Here is a 21,964-nt window from a genome sequence, read left to right as displayed (position 1 = left end):
CCCTTGATATTATGCCTGTTGCAATCAATCCCGGCCGCTCCTTCATACCCGGCGGATACGTCGATTTCAATTGTGTTTATGACAGACCAAAACATCAAGCACAAAAGCCTATACTTTTACTGAAATTGGTTAAGATGTAGTTAAATTAAACAGTATTTTTCGAAAGTTACCTGTTTGTTACATAATTTACTTTTCCTAAGCACGATGCCGTCAAATTAACATGCTATTGTCATCTGGAAGTATTAATATCCTGTACATAGCGCGGTGGCTAATAACATTCAATGAAAAATATTTCTTCCGGGAAATGCCGGCATCGCGGGTAATCTGCAATTGTCATATGCAACATTAAAACGGTATATTTCAGTTGTATTAACAGGCAACGTCAAACTGCATTATGAAATATTTCTATTACACAAACATGTCTCAATTCAAAAAAACAAGCGCTTCACGTCTGCTTCTCGTGTCCGGTGTGCTGGCTGCCAGTGTCATGATGTCTGCATGCTCTCTGTGGGGCGACTCGGGCTCAAATGCATTGAGCTCGTCCGAAGAAGTTCAAATCCGGCCGGTACGCGAAACTTTTATGGCCGGGCAATACCAGGCGGTAATTACCCAGGTGAGCAACACCCCGGCACTAAGCACCGGGTCGGTGGCCTTGCACACCACGGCTCTTAAATACAAGGCATTCAGCGAGTGCCTGACTGAAGCCAAGCGCAGTTGTGCCAGCACATTTGAACAGATCCTGACACTGAACCCCAATTTCACATTGCTTCCGGCCGAAAAATCACACCCGTCATGGGGACCGGTGTTTGAACGGGTACAGGCACAGCATCAGCCAGCGCAAACCGCAGGCTCTGGCAGCGCCTCGGCCAGCGGCAGCATTACGCCCATACGCCCTCTGACGAAATAGACCGGCGCGGCATGACGGGGACGCCATCGCCGTCCTCGGTCAAGGAGCAGAACCCATCATGAAACTGACCGTACAACATCTGCACAACGCCACCACATTCACCTGTCAGTTGCAACCGCCCGGCGGCACGATAGGCCGTGGACAGCAGAATGACGTGAATCTGCCCGATCCGTCGGGTGAACTGAGCACATTGCAGGCCATTGTCCGACTGGATGACAGCCGCAGCGCCGCGACCGTGCTCAACATGAGCAGCATGGGCCGCGTCGCTGTCAACGACACGCCTCTTGGATTGTCCCAGGAGAGCACGGTAAACAATGGCGACAGCATTACCGTGGGTGATTACCAGATCACCTTAGGTGATTCACAAGCGTCATCGGACCCTGCCGGCGACATTGATAACGCCGCACTAAGCGCAACACCGTATGACACCGCCGCCTTCGCCGGTGGCGCTGCAGCGGCAGGCGCGAGCGCGACTGGCATAAGCGCAGCTACAGGCTCTGCAACTTCACACGCCGACAGTAGCGACAAGCTGCCCACCTGGCATCCGGCCTACCAGCCACCGGCAGAAACAAGCGATGACGGCGTTCAGGCAGACCCTCTTGCCCAAGAGCATCCGCTGGGCACGCCTATCAATAGAATGCCGCCCCCGACACCCGCACCCAACACCACGGTCGCTCCGCTGCACGATAATGGCGCGACTTCTGAGCCCTCATCGCCCAGTCCAATATCGTCCAATACAAACATCGCGCAAGCGGATGAAAGCGCTACAGCGGCCACCCCTGCTCCCGAAGAAAACCCGGACGATATTTTCAAGGATCTGCTCAGCGGCCCCGGCGTACTGCCAGTAGGTGCCACAACCTCGGACGAGCAGCACCCGTTCGATATGGAGTCGGCGGCCAATCGCAATCATCATAATCCGGTGGAGCTGCTCAAGCCCCAAGGCATGCATCATCCTTCGATTGACGGGGATCCACTGGCGGCATTGCCCTCGGACGGCGCGGACAAAGATCGTCACACGATTTTCAGCGACGACAGCCCGACTACCCTGAACAAGGATACCGCCCTGGACAGCCACAAGGAGGATAATATTCTTGAGACGCTGCGCCGGGCCGCCCATTCCGGCTATAAAGAAAAAGACAAGGACCCGGACGACAAATAGGATCGCCCAGGACCGGGCGGTGTCGACAAATAACATCGTTTTTCAGACCGGGTTGTGCAACGAATAACATTATTCAGGACGAGGCCGTGTCCCGGGCAAACCGCCTGTCGCACGACCCCATACGAAAAATGCCCGCTGCGTTAACGGGCATTTTGCCGATCCAAATTCATCGGAATTAACCGTCAGAGATCACAATCAGCATGCGTCGCCTGTCCGGTTGCTCAATTTCAATTGAATTGGCTTTCAGCTGTACTGATAAACAAATTCACCCTCTTGCGCATCCAGCGATACTCGGTTCAGACGACGTCCTTCGATGGTGCTCATCAGAATTTCCTGGCTCACTTTCGGCAACACGGTATTGGTCAGAATGGCATCTACCATGCGCCCCCCCGACTCGACCTCAGTGCAACGCCCGACGATCTGCGACACGGCGGCATCGGTTACGTCAAAATCAATATTGTGATTCTGCTGCAACCGCAGCCTGATGCGCTCCAGCTGCAGGCGCACGATACTGCCCAGCATCTGATCAGACAGCGGCAAATACGGCACCACAACGAGTCGACCCAGTAACGCTGCTGGGAAGACACCAAGCAGCGGCTCGCGCAAGGCGCCGGTCAGCCCCTCGGCATCCGGCATTAAATCCGGATCCTTGCATAGATCCACGATGCGATCAGTGCCGACGTTCGAGGTCAGGATAATCACCGTATTTTTGAAGTCGATATAGCGCCCTTCGCCATCTTCCATCCAGCCTTTGTCAAAGACCTGAAAGAAAATCTCATGCACATCGGCGTGCGCCTTTTCCACTTCATCGAGTAGCACCACGCTATAGGGACGACGGCGCACGGCCTCGGTCAGCACGCCGCCTTCGCCATAACCGACATAGCCTGGCGGTGCGCCCTTGAGCGTGGATACTGTATGTGCTTCCTGGAACTCGCTCATATTAATAGATATGAGATTCTGCTCGCCGCCGTAAAGCGTTTCGGCCAGCGCCAGCGCTGTCTCGGTCTTGCCCACGCCGCTGGGGCCGCAAAGCAGAAACACGCCGACCGGCTTGTTCGGGTCTGTCAGCCGGGCACGAGATGTCTGGATACGCCGAGCAATCGCATCGAGCCCGTCGCGCTGGCCAATCACCCGTTTTTCCAGGGAATCGGACAACTGTAATACCGAACTGGCCTCGTCCTTGACCATACGTCCTACAGGAATGCCTGTCCAGTCAGCCACAACAGCAGCCACCGCATTGGCATCCACCGAAGGAAAGATCAGCGGCGCCTCGCCCTGCTGAGCCTCCAGCTGCTGCTGCACCTCTTTGAGCGCAGCCAGTGTCTCGGCGCGTAATTGTTCGCTGGTATCCTCGTTGCGCAACACCTGGCGCAACTCAAATAGCCTGGCAGCCAGCCCCTGCTCAGTCTGCCAGTTTTCCTGCAGCCGACCAAGCTCTTGCTGCGCCGCCTGCAAATCATTATCAAGATTGGTAATGCGTTCTTCGCTGCCAACACCTACCTGCAACTCACGTTGTGCAATATCGCGTTCAATCTGCAGGTGCTCAATCCGGCGACGCGAATCCTCAACAGCCGGCGGCTGTGCATGCTGACTGACCGCCACGCGGGCGCACGCGGTATCGAGCAGCGCCACTGCCTTGTCGGGAAGCTGGCGTGCCGGTATATAACGGTGTGACAGCCGAACCGCGGCATCAATGGCTTCATCCAAAAGCAGAACCTGATGATGGGACTCCAGCCTCCCTGCCAGACCGCGCAACATAATCAGCGCCTTCGCCTCGGCTGGCTCGTGCACCTGCACTACCTGGAAGCGACGCGTGAGCGCCGGATCTTTTTCAATATACTTTTTATATTCCGCCCAGGTTGTCGCGCCGATCGTGCGCAATTGCCCGCGCGCCAATGCCGGCTTAAGCAGATTAGCCGCGTCGCCCGTACCTGCGGCCCCGCCTGCGCCAATCAGAGTATGGATTTCATCAATGAACAGCACAATCGGCTTTTCGCTGGCCTGCACTTCATCAATGACCTGGCGCAGGCGCGATTCAAATTCTCCCTTCATGCTTGCACCGGCAGATAACAGCCCGATGTCCAGCAGGTACAACGATACGTCGCGCAGCGAAGGCGGCACATCGCCACTGGCCAGGCGGATCGCCAGCCCTTCGACCACGGCCGTCTTGCCCACACCGGCCTCTCCCGTCAGCAGTGGATTGTTCTGGCGACGGCGCATCAGAATATCCACAATCTGGCGGATTTCCTCGTCGCGACCGGAAACCGGATCAATTTCATTGTTGCGCGCCCGGGCCGTCATATCGACCGCGTACTGCGACAACGCCGACTTGCCACTGCCGCCGGCAGCAGGCGCGCCGGTTGCGCCCGCAGACAGCGCAGCGCTGTCCTGCTGCTCGACAGAATCGCGAACGATGGCCGGCAAATTATCGGCCAGCACATCGGGCGTGATTTTCTTGAATTCGGGTGCAATGCCATAGAGCACATTGCGCAGCGAATGCGTCTTGAGAATCCCCAGAATCAGATGCGCACTGCGAATGCGCGCTTCGCCGTACTTGAGCGAACCGTAAACCCAGGCCCTTTCGGTCGCATTGTCCAGATGTTCAGACAGATCAGAAACGGACGAGGCGCCGCGCGGCAACTCATCCAGCGTGGCCACGATACCGCGCTCCAGCTGATCGGGATTGAGCTCAAAATATCGAATAATTTTCTGCAGGTCACTATCATGTTCATGCATGATTTGATGAAGCCAGTGCACCAATTCCACATGCGGGTTGCCCCGCAGTTTGCAAAATGCCGTCGCGCCTTCCAGGGCACGGTACAGCAAAGTGTCGAGTTTTCCAAATAGATCGCTGCGATTAATTTCAGACATAATTGATTATTTTGCTTGCTGTCATGTGTGGATTGAAAAGCGTAACCGAAAGATATGACCTGCCTGTGAAAGAATGCCCTGTATGTTACGTGATCTGCGCCGCTTTTCGAATCATAAAGTTTTGCTAAATGTAAACAACGAGCAGCTTGCTTGTCATGGGCTGCGCAGTTCTTTGGTTGCGGCTCTTTAGTTGCAGCTCTTTGGCAGCCAAGACGTATTCATCGATTTAGCGCCATGGATTGGCATCGCTGGCCTTGTCGACGCAGCGCGGGATGCCGGCTTTGTCTGCTCTGACAGATATCGCCCCCTTTTCGATATCTGATATGATGTGCACCTGCGGCACGCCTGCCCTTGCGCAATATATCAAGGTTTCAGGTACACTGGCTGTAACCGCCACGTCATACACGGGCTGCAACCGCCATGTCATTTCGCCAAGATATCTTATACACCTTTTGACAGGTATACCAACCGCATGGATACACCTTCGGATCCTGTGACGCCAGCCAATACGCTGCCGCCGGACTTCTGGCAAAAACTTGAAGCAGACCCCTATAGATTCGGTTTGTATCATGTACTGCGCTGGCTGGACGCACGCAGTGGCACAAGAAAGCCGCTGGGACGAGACTCACTGCCCTCGCGTGAGCCGGTGCGACTGCGCCAGGAACCGTCCATGGCGTTCGCGCCTTCCACCATTTGCGATGTCGATCGTGATAAAGACGGCCCGCCCGTTGTCTCCGTTCTGAGCTATGGCCTGTTTGGCCCCAACGGTCCTCTGCCGCTGCACCTGACAGAATATGTGCGGGAACGGATCGTACATCACCGCGATCACACCCTCTCGGCCTTCGCCGATATTTTTCATCATCGCCTGATTGCACTGTTTTACCGCGCCTGGGCAGATGCGCAAAGCACGGTAAGTCTTGATCGCCCCGAAGAAAATTTCAGCCGTCATGTTGCGAGCCTGATCAATCAGGGACAGGAATCCCTGAAGCAGCGCGATTCGATCATGGATCACGCCAAATATTTCTTTGCAGGCCATCTGGTTCGGCAGACGCGCAATCCGGAAGGCATTATCCAGATACTGAAAACCTTCTTCAATATTAATGTCAGCCTCAAAGAGTTTGTACCGCAATGGATCGCCCTGGACCCAGCGCAGCAACTGGGCCTGAATGGCAGCATGGGATTGGGCCAGGACACAATCCTGGGCAGCTCGGTGCGCGATGCCCAGCATAAATTTCGATTGTCGTTAGGTCCGCTCAGCCGCACCGAGTTTGACCAGTTCATGCCGGGTACGCGCAAGGCCCGACAATTGACGCACTGGTTGCGACATTACGTCGGCATTGAACTGAACTGGGATGCTCAAATCGTGCTTAAAAGAGAGGACGTCAAGGGAATTCGCCTGGGCGAGGCTTCGCCCCTGGGCCTGGGCTCCTGGATGGGACTGCGTCCCGAGAGCGCCGGCGACGCGCACGATGTGATTATCGATTATGAACTGCGCGAAAAACTGTAGATTTTTCAGTTTCCTTGGCCAGGGCACCCTGAGCCTGGTAGCAACACACACAGCGCATCGCAGGTTGCTTAGGGTCCTGTTTTCGGCGACCTGCGAACAGAATGATGCAAAACCGGGGTTAACCCGGCCAATTCCGAAAAAAACCACACGACAATATCTATATCAAATCATAAAGTTAACCTTATTTTATAAGAGTTAACCCTTATATTCATTTTTTTGGCATTTCCGTAAAATCCACCACTTTAAACAGATAGAAACAGGGAACGAGGAATGAGCGACATTAATCCGATGATCATCACGTTCGCCATATATCTGATTGTCGTACTGGCAGTCGGGTTTATCGCCTACTTTTCGACACGCAATTTTGATGACTATATCCTGGGCGGACGCAGCCTGGGCAGTTTTGTAACGGCACTGTCCGCGGGTGCCTCTGATATGTCCGGCTGGCTCCTTATGGGTCTGCCCGGCGCAATTTATCTGGCAGGCCTGTCCGAAGCCTGGATTGCCATCGGCCTGACCGTTGGCGCCTATTTCAACTGGCTGCTGGTATCCGGTCGCCTGCGCATGCACACGGAATATAACAACAATGCGCTAACGCTTCCCGAATATTTTCATCGTCGCTTCGGCGGCGGCAGCGTCATCATCAAGATTGCGGCGGCTGCCATCATTCTGTTTTTCTTCACCATCTATTGCGCCTCAGGCATCGTGGCGGGCGCCCGCCTGTTCGAAAGCCTCTTCCACGTCGACTATGTCACCGCAATGTGGCTCGGAGCAGGCGCAACCATCATCTACACCTTTATCGGCGGTTTTCTGGCGGTCAGCTGGACTGACACAATCCAGGCGTCGCTGATGTTTTTTGCCCTCATACTCACGCCGATCATGGTATTGCTGGGCATGGGCGATTTTTCTGCCGTTACTGCGACCATTGATCAGGCTGCAGCCACAGCAGGCAAGAATTATTCAAGCCTGATCGCCGGCGGCAGCTTTATTGCAATTGTGAGTGCTGCGGCATGGGGCCTGGGCTACTTCGGTCAGCCACATATCCTGGCCCGCTTCATGGCTGCAGACTCGGTCAAAAGCCTGAAAGCAGCGCGGCGCATTGGCATGACATGGATGATTCTGTGCCTGGGCGGCGCGGTTGCTGTTGGTTATTTCGGTATTGCGTGGTTCCAGCTCAATCCTGATCAGGCGGCCCCCGTCAACCAGAACAGCGAACGCATCTTTATCGAACTGGCACAAATTCTATTTAACCCCTGGATTGCGGGTGTCATTTTGTCAGCCATTCTGGCCGCCGTCATGAGTACGCTCAGCTGCCAGTTGCTGGTCTGCTCCAGTGCGATTACCGAGGACTTCTATAAAGGTTTCATCCGTCCGCATGCGGGCCAGAAAGAACTGGTCTGGATTGGTCGAGCGATGGTGCTGTTGATCGCATTGCTTGCCATATGGATTGCATCTGACCCGGACAGTCGCGTACTTGGCCTCGTTGCATACGCATGGGCCGGTTTCGGCGCCGCTTTCGGTCCAGTGATCCTGCTGTCGGTTTTCTGGCGGCGCATGAATGCTGCAGGTGCGCTGTCAGGCATGGTAGCTGGTGCGTTGGTCGTTGTCTTGTGGAAGCAGTACAGCGGCAGCGACCTGTATGAAATCGTCCCTGGATTCATTGCAGGCGTGATTGCGATTATCGCTGTATCGCTGTTGACCAAAGCCCCATCACAGGCTGTGACGGATAACTTTGACCGCGCTGATCGCGACTTCAAAAACGCAATGTAAGTGACACTCGACGCAACTGAAAAAAGCTCCTGTCCCATCGCGGACCGGAGCTTTTTTCATGATGGGCGGCATTTTCTTTTGTCATGAGCGGCGTTTTCTTTTTCTCTATGAAAGATTTTTTCGCTCGCTCAACAAGCCTTTGCTCGTTCACCGGCGCGCCCTGTCTTGTTCACCAGAAGAAACCTTTCCAGGCGATCGCTGTTGTATTTTCTTTTTCCTCCACAAGCGACTATTTTTTTATCACAGGGAGCTTTTCCTTTTTATTAGCTGGCGCTTGTTTTTATGTATGCGTTTTTCCCTTAGTCGTCCTAAGTTCCTTTTTCTTTTTCGTCACACTCTCGTTTCGTTCGATGTCCCGGCCCTCGAAAATATCGTGGTTGCACAGCGAAGCCTTTTCTACTTTGAAGACGCGGACACTCGCCCTGTCCGGGTCTATTATGGACGCTCATTACGACGCACACCGATTGGCGCCGCCCGCCGATTAACTTCCCCCGCATGCCTCCCGGACGGCTTGCGAATGACTTGCGAGAAAGCTTGCCAGAGATCAATACATTTGCCATATGCAGGGAGACGCGACATTCACGCCACGGGCGTCAAAAACGCTGATTTTTCCCGAACAAGCGCTCAACACGTCCGCTTTATACAACACGCGGCGAGATGCGTGCGAATCCTGTCGGCAAATTCGCCGTTTAGCCCTACAATCGACAGCATGTAACAAAACTAAAATCCATTTGTTGCCGAGGCCCTTTTTTGAAAACCCGCCAGCCCCTTCCTCCGCTAAACAGCCTCAAAGCATTCGAGGCGAGCGCTCGTCTCAAATCCATGGCGCTGGCGGCAAAGGAGCTGCACGTCACGCCATCGGCCGTGAGCCAGCAAATTAAACAGCTGGAGCACCATCTGGGCCAGCGGGTCATTACTCAGTCCCGCAGCGGCATGGTCCTCACCCCTTACGGGCGTGATGCGCTGCCCAAGCTATCGCAGGCCTTCGACCTGCTGGCCGGGTCTTTTGAGCATCCGCGAGATCCGCTGCTGGTGCGTATCAGCGTGCTGCCATCATTCGCCCGATTCTGGCTCAACCCGCGTCTGCCTGCGTTCTTTCGCCAGCATTCCACGATCCGGCTGGACATCGACAGCTCACCTAAATTGATCGACTTCACTTTTGACGACCTGGACCTGGCAATCCGATATGGCAAGGGACAATACGAAACGCCTTTGTGCGACAGCCTGATGAAAGAATCGCATCAGGCCGTCTGTACTGCGCGACAGTATCCTGCCTGGGCCCCGCTGATCGAATCGGGCGATTTTGCCCGTTTGCCACTGATTGGTGATCGGGGCATGCTGGGCGGGGACGATCAGGACGTCACATGGCGAGAGTGGCTGCACGCGAAGGCACCAGAGTCCACATTGCCCGACTATCGCCTTACCTACACAGACTCCGGTCTTTCGGTGGATGCAGCACTTGCCCATCAGGGCGTGCTGCTGGGGCGGATGGTATTGCTGGATGTTTTCCTGAAGGAACAGAAGCTGGTCGCGCTGGATCCGCTCACGCTGCGCTCGGAACTGGGCTACTTTCTGCTTGGGCCGTCACTGGCCGGCCTGTCCGAAGGCGCACAAAAATTCCGGCAGTGGCTACTGCAGGAAGCTGCCTCTTACCAGACACAGCATCACACACAGTCGCCAAGTTTTTCCGATCGGTAGTTTTAGCAGCAGGCAGCTTACCGGAACGGCGTAGAAGGCGACGGACACCTGCCTGATCGTCAGAACAACTGTATTACCTTCCTCCTGGCGTGCACCATTCTTTGGTGTTGTACTTCTCCCAGGCAATACGCTTTTCCCTCGTATTACCCTTCTTCCAGGCGTCGCATCCTATCTCGGTGTCGCCCGTCTCCCTGTTGTTACACCTATTCCTGGTGTGATACCTATTCCTACTGTGGTGCCGACTCCTGCTATGGTGCCTGTTCCAAGTGTTGCATTCTAATTTATCGCGACTGTGTTCGCACTGGATGGACGGTCGCCTGTCCGGTGGCGCTGTCACCGGTGCCAGCGGTTTCCTTGTCTGCCAGTTGTTGCGACGAACGCACAGTAGCCGCCGAATGGCTTGCGTTGGCGATGCCCGCAGCGAGAATCATGACAATCCCCAGCCATTGCCAGCCGCCCACTTCATGCCCAAACGCAAAATAGTCGGCAATGACGGCGACCACCGGATACACGTACGACAGAATTGCAATCTTGCCCATTGGCAGTGTCTGATACGCCGAATAGATCAGGATATACATCAGAAAGGTGTGAAATACCCCCATTACTCCGACAGATAACCACTGCATCGAGGTATTTGGCAACTGCTCGAACGCCATGATTGGCGCCAGAAAGACCAGACCGATTCCCAACTGACACATTGCGACAACATGAGGCTTGATGCCGGTCAGCTTTTTAGTGGCAATCGTCAAACCCGAGTACAAAATGGCCGCCAGTAGGGCGAAACCGGCGCCTTGCAAAAACAGCACATCCACTTGGATTCCGAGCAGCGCCGGCAGAACAATCAGCACCACGCCGCCAAAGGCCAGTATCGCCAACAAGACCTGCCTGAGCGTGATGCGCTCGCCGAACATCAGCGGGCCGGCCAACAACAGGAAGAACGGTTGTGTATTGTAGATTACCGTTCCAACGCCAATACCCGCATGCAAATACGAAGCGAACAGCGCTGCCCAATTGAGCACCAGCACCACGCCGCTGACCCCAAGCAGCGCCCACTGTAACCGTGTTACTTGCGCGAGCTTCAGATAACCCTTGGCAAAACAAAATAACAGCAGGCACAGGCCGCCAATGAGGCAGCGCCAGAATCCGACGTTAAAGGGGTTCTGGCCCGACCAGACCACAAAGAGCCCGATGGTCCCAGACATGGCCATGCCAACGATCAGCTGGAGCTGACCCACATTTTCGCCTTGTGTATTGTCCTTCATTGCATTTTCCTGAACTGCCTGTGTATGCCAAACTGGTTGGCGTTGCAAATAATATTTGAGGTGGCACGACCTGTTTGCCAAGGACAGCGGGCTGTCATTGTGCTCCCCAACTGATGAACTCAGATCATTGTGAAGCAGCCCCCCTGTTGCCCGCAAGCCACTTTTTCTTAATGGTCTTTACTTTTTCTGATGAACTCAGGATTGGCACTCTGCACGTAACTAACGAGCGAGAGCCATAGCGGTAATCCTGGACAATTCGGTATAAGCGTAACAACAAGAAAAAAGTGCGCGGTATGGCGGCAATATTTAAGATACAATCGCCGGAATATTACCAATTTTTACATCTACTTTTAACACACTTGCATTAGGACAACTGAAATGTACCTGGTCGCCATTCTTGTCATACTGATCGCACTGATTGTACTGGCAACAACAAAACTCAAACTCCATCCATTTCTGGCACTGCTGGCTGCGGCTTTTATCGGCGGCTTTATGTATCAGGTGCCGTTGCTGGATATTGTCAAACACATTACCACCGGCTTCGGTGGCATCATGGGCAGTATCGGGATCGTGATTGTACTGGGCACGATCATCGGCGTCATACTGGAAAAAACCGGCGCCGCCATTACCATGGCCGACAGCATTATCAAGTTGCTGGGCAACCGTTTTCCAACACTGACCATGTCTGTCATCGGGTATCTGGTTTCCATTCCGGTTTTTTGTGATTCGGGCTATGTCATTCTGAACTCTCTCAAAGAAGCCATCGCCAAACGTATGAATGTGTCACTGATCGCCATGAGCGTGGCGCTGGCTACCGGCTTGTACGCAACCCACACCTTTGTGCCGCCGACTCCGGGACCCATTGCCGCGGCCGGCAATTTGGGGCTGGGCGACAATCTGGGCCTTGTCATTCTGGTGGGTCTGGTCGTCTCTGCCGTTACGGCGCTGGCCGGTTTGCTCTGGGCCAATATTTTCCTGAAAAAAGACATCGAACTGGAAGAGCCGGTGGTGCCTACCGGCCCGAATCAGGGATTGATGAAAACTCGCGAAGAATACGGCGTACTGCCAAGTACACTTCAGGCGTTCACTCCGATCTTTCTGCCTATCATCCTGATCTGCATCGGCTCGGTTGTCGCGTTTCCCAGCAAGCCACTTGGCGAAGGCGCCTTTGCCAACGTTTTGCTGTTTCTTGGACATCCGGTTGTAGCCCTGCTCGCCGGCCTGATTTCTGCCATGTTCCTGCTCAAGGGCACGGGCAAGCGCCAACAGTTTCATGATTACGTTGCCGAAGGGCTGACATCTGCCGCGCCGATTCTGCTTATCACAGGCGCCGGCGGGGCCTTTGGCGCCATTCTGAACGTCACGCCGCTGGGTGACTATATCGGCACGACGCTGTCGGCCATGGGCATCGGCCTGTTCATGCCGTTTATCGTGTCGGCAGCGCTCAAGACTGCCCAGGGTTCAACAACAGTGGCCCTGGTAACGACCTCAGCACTGGTTGCGCCGATGCTTGGCCAACTGGGCCTGGACAGTGAAATGGGTCGGGTTCTGACAGTCATGGCTATCGGTGCAGGCGGCATGACGGTATCGCATGCCAATGACAGCTTCTTCTGGGTTGTCACCCAGTTCAGCCGTATGCGCGTATCGACCGCCTATTACGCGCAGACCATGGCCACCCTGATTCAGGGCGTAGTGGGAATAATTACGGTATGGCTGCTAAGCCTGGTGTTGCTGTAAGGCCGACACATGGCTTCGTTATAACGCAGCCACGTGTACGTCAAGCGCAATGACCCGACTGTGCTGCCAGCATTCACGGTGTATCGGTACAGCAATACCGAGCACCCTTGCGGGATGTAACTGCGAGAGATGAAAGATTCCCGGCAGAAAGCGCCGAGGCTGAAAGAACGTCGACTGAAAAAACCAGGGCGACATCACGAATGTAATAGCCCTTACAATCATGATGTCGCTTTTATGCTTCAAGACAATTCTGCGTGGGGCAGGCCGCTTGGTTGCTTGGCTGCCCCCCCTGCCGCCTGCTTTTTACTTCCCTTTTTTCGGCACGGGAAGGCCTAGCCAGTCTTTATAGAACGCCTCGATATCCGGCGAAAAATCGTGGATGACCGGGTACCACGGTGTAGGCGCTTCCACATCTAGCATAACGCCACAATCCGGGCAATAATACTCGCGATAGACCTGCCATTGCGTATCAGGGGCCATCAAAAGCGGGTAAACTTCCTCCATGGCCTCTGGTGTATCACGTACAAATATGCTGGCCTGCAACTTCCAGTTCTGATCGTACGCGCCGAACTCATGACCACATTCGCATTTGGTGACCCACTCTCCTGTTTTTGCGGAACACACAATATGAAGGTGGGGCCCCAAGGGCAGAATGATATGGTCATCCCATGACACCCTGGACTGCAAAACATCGCGATACATCTCAAAACGCTCTTTATCCTTGGGCATTTGCAACATGCGCAAAGTTGTATCCCAGTCCAGTTTGCCATCTACCAGATTACTGACCTGTTCCTTTGTATAAACTGACATAACTTATCTCCAATCTTGTTGTCACGGGACCGGTCGTTTGGGTGCCGATCCCGGGCGATTTACTCTTCCACCAGCACCACGGTACGAACGTCGGGCATTTCGGAAATATCATTACGATAGGTAGAACCGAAGGACGGTACGCCCAGCTCTGATTCGGGTAGCGACCAATCGGCAGGCAAATCCCAGAAGGACTTGAATTCGTTGGTGAATTTCTCGCTCAACCCGAAGCTGGTGGAGTACATATGACGTACGGGCAATGATGCCTCTTTGGCAATAATCCGTTCGCGCTCCTGCTTCATCCATTCTTTTACCGGAATGGCGCGTTGCAGGCGCGCCTTGCGGATTTGCCCGCGGCGCTCTTCGGTTTTGGCTTCGTCTACTGTCCATACACCATCGGCATCTTTCGCAATGACGGCACCGTAAACGCGCTCAGCGTACTCAGGCAGCACGAAGCGGCAGTTAAGGTCCCGCGCAATCGCCTGAGGATCCCGATCCAGCGGATCGCCAAATCCTGGACCTCCACGAATGTAATTGAGGTACAGATCGTGATCGTCAAATACGGTTTCGGTTGTCATACACTGCTTGTCGCGCTTGACCACCGCAGCTTTGCCCAGATGTTTCTCGTAATCCGGGCGGTTCGGGTTGGCATCGGCACCTAGCGGCAGGGACTCGCGATTGGCAATGCGATCTTTCAGCCCGGTGTGGTGGGCTTCAAAGCGATAGCCGGTGGCGGCAGGATAACCGCCCATCATCCCCCAGTCACTATTCATGTAGCCGTTGCCCGAGAAGAACATGGTCCAGTCCTTCGCGTGCCATACCATGCGCAAGGTTTCCAGGCCGCAACCGCCGCGGTACTTGCCATAACCACCTGAGTTGCATTTGACCGTGCGGCCCATGAACAGCAAAGGCTCGGCCATTTCCCAGATTTCGATATCCCCCATGTCGCCCTCAGGATTCCAAACCGCGGCTGCGTGGTTCAGACCGTCCTTGACCGCGCAAGCACCGGTGCCGGTCGCCGCCGTCTCAAAACTGTTAACAGCGTGAATTTCACCATCCTGGTTGATACCTCCGCCCTGCAGCCAGTTACTGGTATTGCCGTTACCTGCATTGACCTCTTCCAGATAACCCCGGCTGAAATAGGATTGGCTCATGGCACGCCACATACCCGTCCATGCAGAGACCAGGTAGTGCCAGGCATCGGCATGCGCGGTACGACGGTCGTCCGGATTCATCCACGTGCCTTTAGGGATGTGGAACTCGGTTGCGTAATAAGCGCCATCATTGATCCGTTGCGTTGGCACCAGGGTCTGAGTAAGCATGACCCAGATCCCGCTGGTGAACGCCACCTGATTGGCATTGAAACTGTGCCAGCACCAGCGGCTACCGCCTTCGAAATTCATGCGCCATGAAGCATCCGGTCTGATGGTCAGCTCTGTGGGCGCATGCATGATGGTGTTCATCTTGGCGTAGGACGAAGTCAGGTTGACGTCCTCATGGTCGTACGGCACATCAACGAAGGCCACCTTGCGATAGACGCCCGGAATGGTCATATCCTTGAGTCGTTGTCGCAAGCCGCGACGGCCTTCTTCGATAATTTCATAGGCGAAATACTCGAATGCGTCGACGCCCTCGCTTTCGATCACCTCTTCGACCAACGCCCGGATCATGTGGCACCCGGCGATACGGGTACGCTCATCCAGAATCAGGTACTTCGGTGTACGTACGGAGCGCTGGCTTTCATGCAGCCAGTCACGCAAAGGCTGGTCGTTGACGCCCGTCTTGCGGCATGTCGTCATGTACCCGTCGCCGAACCGCTGCGTTTGTCCGGTGGACATGGAGCCGGGGCTGATGGAACCGGTGTCAATAACGTGCGTCACGCCGCCGACCCACCCCACCAGCCGGTCTGCCCAGAAAATGGGGACAATGGTCGCAATATCGCAAGGGTGGACATTGCCGATGGTGCAATCGTTGTTGGTGAACATATCACCCGGGTTGATGCCGGGGTTAGCTTCCCACTCATTCTCGATCATGTACTTGATCGCCGCGCCCATGGTACCCACGTGGATAATGATGCCGGTTGAAGTCAGGATGCAGTCGCCTGCGGCGTTATACAGCGTAAAGCACAACTCGCCTTCCTGTTCCACGATCGGAGAGGCCGCGATTTTCTTCGCGGTTTCGCGCGCATGAACCAGACCGCCACGCAACCGGGAAAACATTTTCTCATAGCGGATCGGGTCCGTTTCCTTGAAGGTCAGCTTGGACAGGCCGTTGTAATGCCCGGTTTCGCGGGTTTTTGATAAAACCTCGTCACGGTGTTCGCGCAGCGTCTTGCCATTGCCCAGCAACTCCCCCGGACCGAACACGTTCTTTGTCATCATATTATTCATATGTGTCTCCTGCTTTCTATTTGACTTCTTTCAGATGAAACAAGCGGTGCGTATCCAGTCTGGTTTCGAATCCTTTGGGCACCACGAAGGTCGTGGAGTCGGATTCGATCACAGCAGGACCGACGATACGGTTTCCAGCTTGCAGTTTTTCCATGGACCAGACATCAGCCTGCTGCCATTCCTTGCGCCGATAGAATGGGCGCTTGCCAAGCAACGCGTCTTTTGGCGGCGTTTCACCCGCGAGTGGCTCTTCTGGCAACTCAGGTTTTTGAGAGACGACACTGCCTCGCATGATGGCACTGGTGACACCGAAGCCAAGTTCGGGGGAACTGGCGGATGTGGCATACACACGGGCATAGGTTTCATCGAATGCGGCAACCAGTTTTTCCCAATCGCTGACCGTCGCGGCGGCGCTGATAGGAGCGTCGATTTCCAGATCATTCAACTGACCGAGATACTGCATGCTATAGCCTGGGCGCAACATGACATCTTCACGCTTAAAGCCATTGATGATGAATTCCTCAATCACTTTTTCTGCGAGTTCGCCCCACGCTTGGGTCAGTGTTTTGCCCGCTTCAATCTTGACCTGATCTTCTGCGGTAGGCGGCACAGCAATGTCAACGCTCTTGTCATAGCGATATTCGTATTCGGCGCAAGCGCAACCGAATGCCGAGAAACCCGCTGCCCATGCCGGTACAACCACATCCTCAAAGCCCAGGCCCTCGGTATAGCCGTAGGTATGGACCGGGCCGGCTCCACCGTAGGAGAAGCAGACGAAATCGGCGGGGTTGTAACCCTTGGCACTGATAATGGAACGGGTATATTCACGCAGTTGCAGGTCAAGCAGCTCGATCACACCCGATGCGGCGTCTTCGACGGATAAGCCCAGTGGGTCGGCGATTTGTTTCTTCAGGCAGCGGCGTGCACGGTCAACATCCAGCTTGATGGCCCCCCCAAGGAAGTTGTCGGTATTCAGATAGCCCAGGATCACATGGCAATCGGTCACCGAGACGGTATCAAGGCCACTTTCAGGCCAGCACATGCCAACACGATAACCTGCGCTGTCGGGCCCGAGCTTAATGGCACCACTATAAGGATCGATACGAACGAAACTGCCAGCGCCCGCCCCAACCGAGTCCATGGCAACCAGCGGCAACGACAGCACTAGCCGGGCCATGTCGGGATCGGACTTGATGGCAAAATTGCCTTTGGTGATAAGCGCCATATCAAAGCTGGTGCCACCGATATCACTGCAGGCAATATTGTCATACCCGAGCAACTCGCCCAGATACTTGGAACCGATCACGCCGCCGATAGGACCGGACACGATGGTGCGGGCCAGCTCCTTGGCTCGCCAGCCAATCGTACCGCCATGGGTGGCCATGACCGGCAGATCAAACTTGCCGCCGTGCTTCTTGAACCTGTCGCTCACGCGCTTGAGCGTGGCCCGTGATGGTTCTGCCGCATAGGCTTCCAGCACGGTCGTGTTGGTTCGATGGCTCTCTTTCCGGGAAGGATAGTAGTCAATGGTGGCAAAGACAGGAATATCCTGGCCGATTTTCTTGAGCTCGTCCAGACAGATATCGCGTGCCCGCTGTTCGTTGTGTCCGTTCTTGTGAGACTGCAGCAGGCTGATGACAATCGCCTTTGCGCCATTGTGCACCAGCTCGCGCGTGGCGGACCGTACCTCGTCCTCGTTCAGCGGAATCACGATTTTGCCCTGTACATCGGTTCTTTCTGTCACGCCACGGGTACGCGATAGCGGCACCAGCGGTTCGTCATAGCGGTGGGTATTCAGATGGATGCGGTCTTCCAGCGCGTAGCCAAGATAGCTCTGCAGTGCGCGACCCATTGAGTGAATATCTTCGAATCCTTTATTGCACATGAGGCCAACGTCCAGCCCCTTGCGCATGACCACGCGATTGAGCATGGCGGTTCCGGAATACACGCAGGTGAGCAACTCAGGGTAGACGTCTTGGACGCTGCGCCCCCACGGTGCCAGGGCATCTTGCGATGACTCATAAATAGCCTGGGATTCGTCGCCGGGATTACTTTGGGCCTTGCCCACCACGAACCTGCCATCGCTGCTGACGAAGAAGGTATCGGTCATCGTGCCGCCGGCATCGATACCCATGACCTGAACGGGCATTGATTCAGTTTGCATATTTTTGTCTCCGAATAATTGCTAACTTCACAACCGGACGGGCGCATTGCCAGTGCATCCGTTCGATTGCATGCACAACAGCGTTAACTGTTGTACAGCCCATAAAGCAATTTTCGGGCCAGCTTTTTTTGCAGCTTTCAATAGGTTGATTTTCTTGAAAAAATTTTTCGTCGTTCGTTTTTCCTAGTGTTTATACGAATAGAAAAGTGCAGTGCAAAGCGTTCGAATACCGTCCGACACCGTACAACAACGTACGAATTTTGAACGAAGCAGCAACACGCTTCGGTAACAGCAGCACGACAAAAAATGAATTTGCCTTCCAGCAAAAGCCAGGCCCAGCGGTTTTCCGTATATTGCAATAGCAAGGACGGCAACGATATATTGTGGCAATACGACCCAATTCCTTGCGGGCGGATTCCGTGGCTTTCTTGCGGTGAAGGGGAAGCCGGCCCGCGAGCAGGCAGTAGCGCGCCAGATGCGGCAAAAAACGGCCAAAGGTTGTAAAAGTAGGAATGTACAGCGGGAGACAATATGATCAACACAGAGAGATCACAACGGCTATCCGACCCAAAAAACAACGACGTTATCATGCGTGTCTGGGAGCGCATTGTTCACGGCGGCCCGTGCGAGTCAGATGCTCTACGTCGTCTTGTCACAGACTCGTGGCAACGGTGCCTGCATGCGCAAATTGACCCGTTCCAGCCAGCGACGCCACCCGCCCTGGATAGTGGCTCTTTTCTAAAATTGCGTGAACGGCATGCCGAACTGCTGAACAGTTGCCGTCCAGTCATGCAACAGGCTAAAGACGTTCTTGACCAAACCGGCACGGTTATGATTCTGACTGATCCGCAAGGCGTCATTCTCTCTGTCGAAGGCGACAGCTGCACCCAAAGGGCAGCCGAGAACATATCGCTGACTTCCGGCCAGAACTGGAATGAGTTGCTTTCGGGAACCAATGCCATTGGGACTGCACTTGCAACCGGCATGCCGGTACAAATTCATTCGGCTGAACATTTCTGTACCCAGGTCAAAACATGGACCTGCGCTGCGGCGGTGATCCGCAATCCGCTGGATGGACGCATACTGGGCGCGATCGATATTTCCGGCCTGCAGGAAACGTACACGCCCAACAGTCTGGCGCTTGTGGTAAACACGGCCAGTCATATCGAGAATCTGCTGTGCAAGCAAGAATTGTATTTTCGGAACCAGCTACTCGAACTCGGTCTTGACCGGTTTTCCCGTACTCAGGATGGCATCATCATCGTCGACAGACACGGACGCCCATTCCAGCTCAATCAACACGCCAGAGATATGCTGCGTGACCAAGGCATCGGTGCAGATCTTAACCTGATGTCGCCTATCGCCGCGCTGAACATCAGGATGCCTGAGCCCGACGGGAATCCGCCCATGCCGGATTGGCTGGACCCGGACTGCGTTGAAACCGTCCAGGCAGACGGCTCAAAAATCGGCTCGATCCTGACCCTGCCGCGTAGCAGTAGCAGACTTCAATATGTCCAGTCATGTCGCAAGCCACCGGCTCGTACGTCGCAAGACGGACTGTCGGGTCCGGATCCGTTTCATCGCATCATCGGAAATGCGCCGCCACTGCGCGATGCGATCGACAAAGCGCGACGCCTGGCAATAACAAACGTATCCGTGCTGCTACTGGGCGAGACCGGCGTGGGCAAGGAAAATATGGTTCGTGCCATGCATCAGTTTGCAGAAAATGCAAGTGCTGCTGCTTCCAAAGCGGATGCAGCTAAGAGCGTGCTCCGCCCTTTTGTCGCCATCAACTGTGGGGCCATGTCCGCCGATCTGCTGGCAAGTGAATTGTTTGGCTATGTCGATGGGGCATTTACCGGCGCTCGCAAGGGTGGAATGATCGGCAAGGCTGAAGCAGCACACGGCGGCACGCTGTTTCTTGATGAAATTGGCGAGATGCCACTGGGGCTGCAGCCTCATTTATTGCGCCTGCTGGAAGAAGGAGAAATCTACCGTATCGGAGAAACAAGGCCACGAAAAGTTCAATTCAAACTGATTGCTGCCACCCATCGAAACCTGCAGCGCGAAGTGGCCGAAGGTCGTTTCCGTGAAGATCTGTATTATCGCATCTCGGTCACAAACATCCTGTTGCCTGCATTGCGCGACATCGCCGAAGATATTCCGTTACTGGCACGGCATCTGCTGCAACGCCTTAGCGCTCAATATGGTATGGAAGCGAAAACGATATCGGATGACGCTATGGCATTGCTATGCCAATATCGGTGGCCTGGCAATATCCGCGAACTGCGCAATACCATCGAAAGCATGTACCTCACGTCCCCGTCTTGCGTCCTGCATGTCAAAGACCTGCCAGCGCATATGCAAGCTGTTCCACCGGGCAATGGGCTCATGGCTACGCCAACGGCCACGACCACCCTCGGAAAGCTTAAGGCCAACGAATCTCAGGTGATCCAACATATGCTCCAATCCTGTAGCGGAAACCTCACCCTCGTAGCTCGGGAACTGGGTATCGCAAAAAGCACCCTGTATGCGAAACTAAATAAACTGGGGCTCATTGACCAATTGCAAAAAACGCGACAGGATCGCCACACGCATTAGTGCCACCTTTGCGTGTGTGGCGAGATCTCGTGACGCTTTACCCGCGACGTCTTGGCTCGCGACCGCGCACCGGATGTCCCGGATCGTTGTAGCCGGGTGTGGATGCGTGCCCGGGGGTAACCAGTGTATCGACCAGCGCCTCGTCTTCTTCGGTCAACTGGTATTCCAAGCCGTTCAGATAGGATTGCCACTGTTCAAACGTACGCGGCCCCACAATGGCCGAGGTCACGTATTCATTATTCAACACCCACGCCAAGGCAAAATCGGCCGTCGATATGCCTTGCGCCTGGGCATGCGCCTTGATTTTTTGTGCCACGCGCAGGGATTCCGGGCGAAACTCGGTTTGCTGGATACGTTTATCGCCACGCCCCGCACGTGAATCAGGCGGAGCAGGCGCATCCACCTCGTACTTGCCGGTCAGTACGCCACGGGCCAATGGACTGTACGAAATAACACCGATGCCGTAGTTCGCAGCAGCAGGCAACTGTTCCAGCTCGGCATTGCGTGTCACCAGGTTGTATAGTGGCTGACTGGCTACCGGACGATCTATACCCAACTCATCGGCCAGCCTGACGGTATCTGCGATTTTCCAGCCACGGAAATTAGAGACACCAAAATACCGCAGCTTGCCCTGCCTAATCAGGTCGGCAATCGCACGTATCGCCTCGCCTAGCGGTTCGTTCGGGATTTCACGATGCATGTAAAGGATGTCGATATAGTCGGTGCCGAGTCGCTTCAGGCTGGCTTCGACCGACTGCATAATCCACTTGCGGGAGATGCCCTGTTCATTGGGACCCTTCCCTGCGGGATTGCCCAGCTTGGTCGCCAAGACCCAGTCATCGCGATTGCCGTTAAGCGCACGCCCCAGCACGCGCTCGGACTCACCCCCATTGTAGATGTCGGCGGTGTCAATGGAATTGATGCCCTTTTCACGCGCGTCGTGAATAATCCGGTGCGCCTGCGCTTCATCCGTTTGTCCGCCAAACATCATCGTCCCTAAAGTGAGCGGAGATATGCTCAAACCGCTTTTACCCAAATACCGATACAACATCACATCTCCTCGTCCAACTTCATTGGAAATAAACTGACTG

General features: G+C 54.8%; 13 protein-coding genes. 7 read left to right on the top strand and 6 right to left on the bottom strand.

Going from position 1 to position 21,964, the window contains the following annotated elements; genetic code table 11:
- Positions 1-418 precede the first annotated feature (418 nt).
- Together CAP48_RS05400 and CAP48_RS05395 are read left to right on the top strand one after the other, a co-directional pair.
- Positions 419-907: a TssQ family T6SS-associated lipoprotein gene (locus CAP48_RS05400; RefSeq protein WP_153045655.1), complete on the top strand. Its 489-nt coding sequence runs from the start codon at positions 419-421 to the stop codon at positions 905-907.
- A gap of 58 nt (positions 908-965) precedes the next feature.
- Positions 966-2,066: an FHA domain-containing protein gene (locus tag CAP48_RS05395; protein WP_100694997.1), complete on the top strand. Its 1,101-nt coding sequence runs from the start codon at positions 966-968 to the stop codon at positions 2,064-2,066.
- Positions 2,067-2,309: 243 nt separating this feature from the next.
- On the opposite strand, the gene tssH is transcribed toward CAP48_RS05395, so the two are convergent.
- Entirely contained in the window at positions 2,310-4,937 is a 2,628-nt protein-coding gene (gene tssH, locus CAP48_RS05390; protein WP_100694996.1) for a type VI secretion system ATPase TssH, read from the bottom strand.
- Positions 4,938-5,409: 472 nt separating this feature from the next.
- Between tssH and tssG the strand changes: the two genes are divergently transcribed.
- From tssG to CAP48_RS05370, 3 genes are all read left to right on the top strand, one after another.
- Entirely contained in the window at positions 5,410-6,444 is a 1,035-nt protein-coding gene (gene tssG / locus CAP48_RS05380) for a type VI secretion system baseplate subunit TssG (protein WP_100694994.1), read from the top strand.
- Positions 6,445-6,714: 270 nt separating this feature from the next.
- Positions 6,715-8,214, top strand: coding sequence for a sodium/proline symporter PutP (gene putP, locus CAP48_RS05375; RefSeq protein ID WP_100694993.1), 1,500 nt, complete (start codon positions 6,715-6,717; stop codon positions 8,212-8,214).
- 750 nt (positions 8,215-8,964) lie between these two features.
- Positions 8,965-9,912, top strand: a complete 948-nt coding sequence (locus tag CAP48_RS05370; protein WP_153045654.1) for a LysR family transcriptional regulator — start codon at positions 8,965-8,967, stop codon at positions 9,910-9,912.
- A 281-nt stretch (positions 9,913-10,193) separates the two neighbouring features.
- Here the strand turns inward: CAP48_RS05370 and CAP48_RS05365 are convergent, their stop codons facing one another.
- Positions 10,194-11,174 carry a DMT family transporter gene (locus tag CAP48_RS05365; RefSeq protein WP_100694991.1) on the bottom strand — a complete coding sequence of 327 codons (981 nt, stop codon included), beginning with the start codon at positions 11,172-11,174 and terminating at the stop codon, positions 10,194-10,196.
- Positions 11,175-11,552: 378 nt separating this feature from the next.
- Here CAP48_RS05365 and CAP48_RS05360 point away from each other — a divergent pair, with 378 nt between their 5' ends.
- Positions 11,553-12,911, top strand: a complete 1,359-nt coding sequence (locus CAP48_RS05360; RefSeq protein WP_100694990.1) for a GntP family permease — start codon at positions 11,553-11,555, stop codon at positions 12,909-12,911.
- Positions 12,912-13,214: 303 nt separating this feature from the next.
- Here CAP48_RS05360 and CAP48_RS05355 read toward each other — a convergent pair whose 3' ends face one another.
- Genes CAP48_RS05355 through CAP48_RS05345 form a run of 3 tightly spaced genes read right to left on the bottom strand, consistent with a single transcriptional unit; the run spans position 13,215 to position 18,272 of the window.
- Positions 13,215-13,721, bottom strand: a complete 507-nt coding sequence (locus tag CAP48_RS05355; RefSeq protein WP_100694989.1) for an acetone carboxylase subunit gamma — start codon at positions 13,719-13,721, stop codon at positions 13,215-13,217.
- A 59-nt stretch (positions 13,722-13,780) separates the two neighbouring features.
- On the bottom strand, positions 13,781-16,108 hold the full coding sequence (locus tag CAP48_RS05350) for a hydantoinase B/oxoprolinase family protein (protein ID WP_192871291.1): 2,328 nt from the start codon (positions 16,106-16,108) through the stop codon (positions 13,781-13,783).
- A 16-nt stretch (positions 16,109-16,124) separates the two neighbouring features.
- Positions 16,125-18,272, bottom strand: coding sequence for a hydantoinase/oxoprolinase family protein (locus tag CAP48_RS05345; protein WP_100694988.1), 2,148 nt, complete (start codon positions 18,270-18,272; stop codon positions 16,125-16,127).
- Between the two features lie 531 nt (positions 18,273-18,803).
- On the opposite strand from CAP48_RS05345, the gene CAP48_RS05340 reads away from it, so the two are divergent.
- Positions 18,804-20,873, top strand: coding sequence for a sigma-54-dependent Fis family transcriptional regulator (locus CAP48_RS05340; protein WP_100694987.1), 2,070 nt, complete (start codon positions 18,804-18,806; stop codon positions 20,871-20,873).
- Positions 20,874-20,910: 37 nt separating this feature from the next.
- Here the strand turns inward: CAP48_RS05340 and CAP48_RS05335 are convergent, their stop codons facing one another.
- Entirely contained in the window at positions 20,911-21,924 is a 1,014-nt protein-coding gene (locus CAP48_RS05335) for an aldo/keto reductase (RefSeq protein ID WP_100694986.1), read from the bottom strand.
- Positions 21,925-21,964 lie beyond the last annotated feature (40 nt).

This window comes from Advenella sp. S44 (assembly GCF_002810445.1).
GTDB lineage: Bacteria > Pseudomonadota > Gammaproteobacteria > Burkholderiales > Burkholderiaceae_B > Advenella.
The sequence above is the reverse complement of the archived record's forward strand: the minus strand, read 5'-3'. Positions and strand labels throughout refer to the sequence as shown.

Coding starts and splice junctions, on each gene's coding strand:
- CAP48_RS05400 (WP_153045655.1), top strand. CDS start 419: ATGTCTCAATTCAAAAAAACAAGCGCTTCACGTCTGCTTCTCGTGTCC.
- CAP48_RS05395 (WP_100694997.1), top strand. CDS start 966: ATGAAACTGACCGTACAACATCTGCACAACGCCACCACATTCACCTGT.
- tssH (WP_100694996.1), bottom strand. CDS start 4,937: ATGTCTGAAATTAATCGCAGCGATCTATTTGGAAAACTCGACACTTTG.
- tssG (WP_100694994.1), top strand. CDS start 5,410: ATGGATACACCTTCGGATCCTGTGACGCCAGCCAATACGCTGCCGCCG.
- putP (WP_100694993.1), top strand. CDS start 6,715: ATGAGCGACATTAATCCGATGATCATCACGTTCGCCATATATCTGATT.
- CAP48_RS05365 (WP_100694991.1), bottom strand. CDS start 11,174: ATGAAGGACAATACACAAGGCGAAAATGTGGGTCAGCTCCAGCTGATC.
- CAP48_RS05360 (WP_100694990.1), top strand. CDS start 11,553: ATGTACCTGGTCGCCATTCTTGTCATACTGATCGCACTGATTGTACTG.
- CAP48_RS05355 (WP_100694989.1), bottom strand. CDS start 13,721: ATGTCAGTTTATACAAAGGAACAGGTCAGTAATCTGGTAGATGGCAAA.
- CAP48_RS05350 (WP_192871291.1), bottom strand. CDS start 16,108: ATGAATAATATGATGACAAAGAACGTGTTCGGTCCGGGGGAGTTGCTG.
- CAP48_RS05345 (WP_100694988.1), bottom strand. CDS start 18,272: ATGCAAACTGAATCAATGCCCGTTCAGGTCATGGGTATCGATGCCGGC.
- CAP48_RS05340 (WP_100694987.1), top strand. CDS start 18,804: ATGATCAACACAGAGAGATCACAACGGCTATCCGACCCAAAAAACAAC.
- CAP48_RS05335 (WP_100694986.1), bottom strand. CDS start 21,924: ATGTTGTATCGGTATTTGGGTAAAAGCGGTTTGAGCATATCTCCGCTC.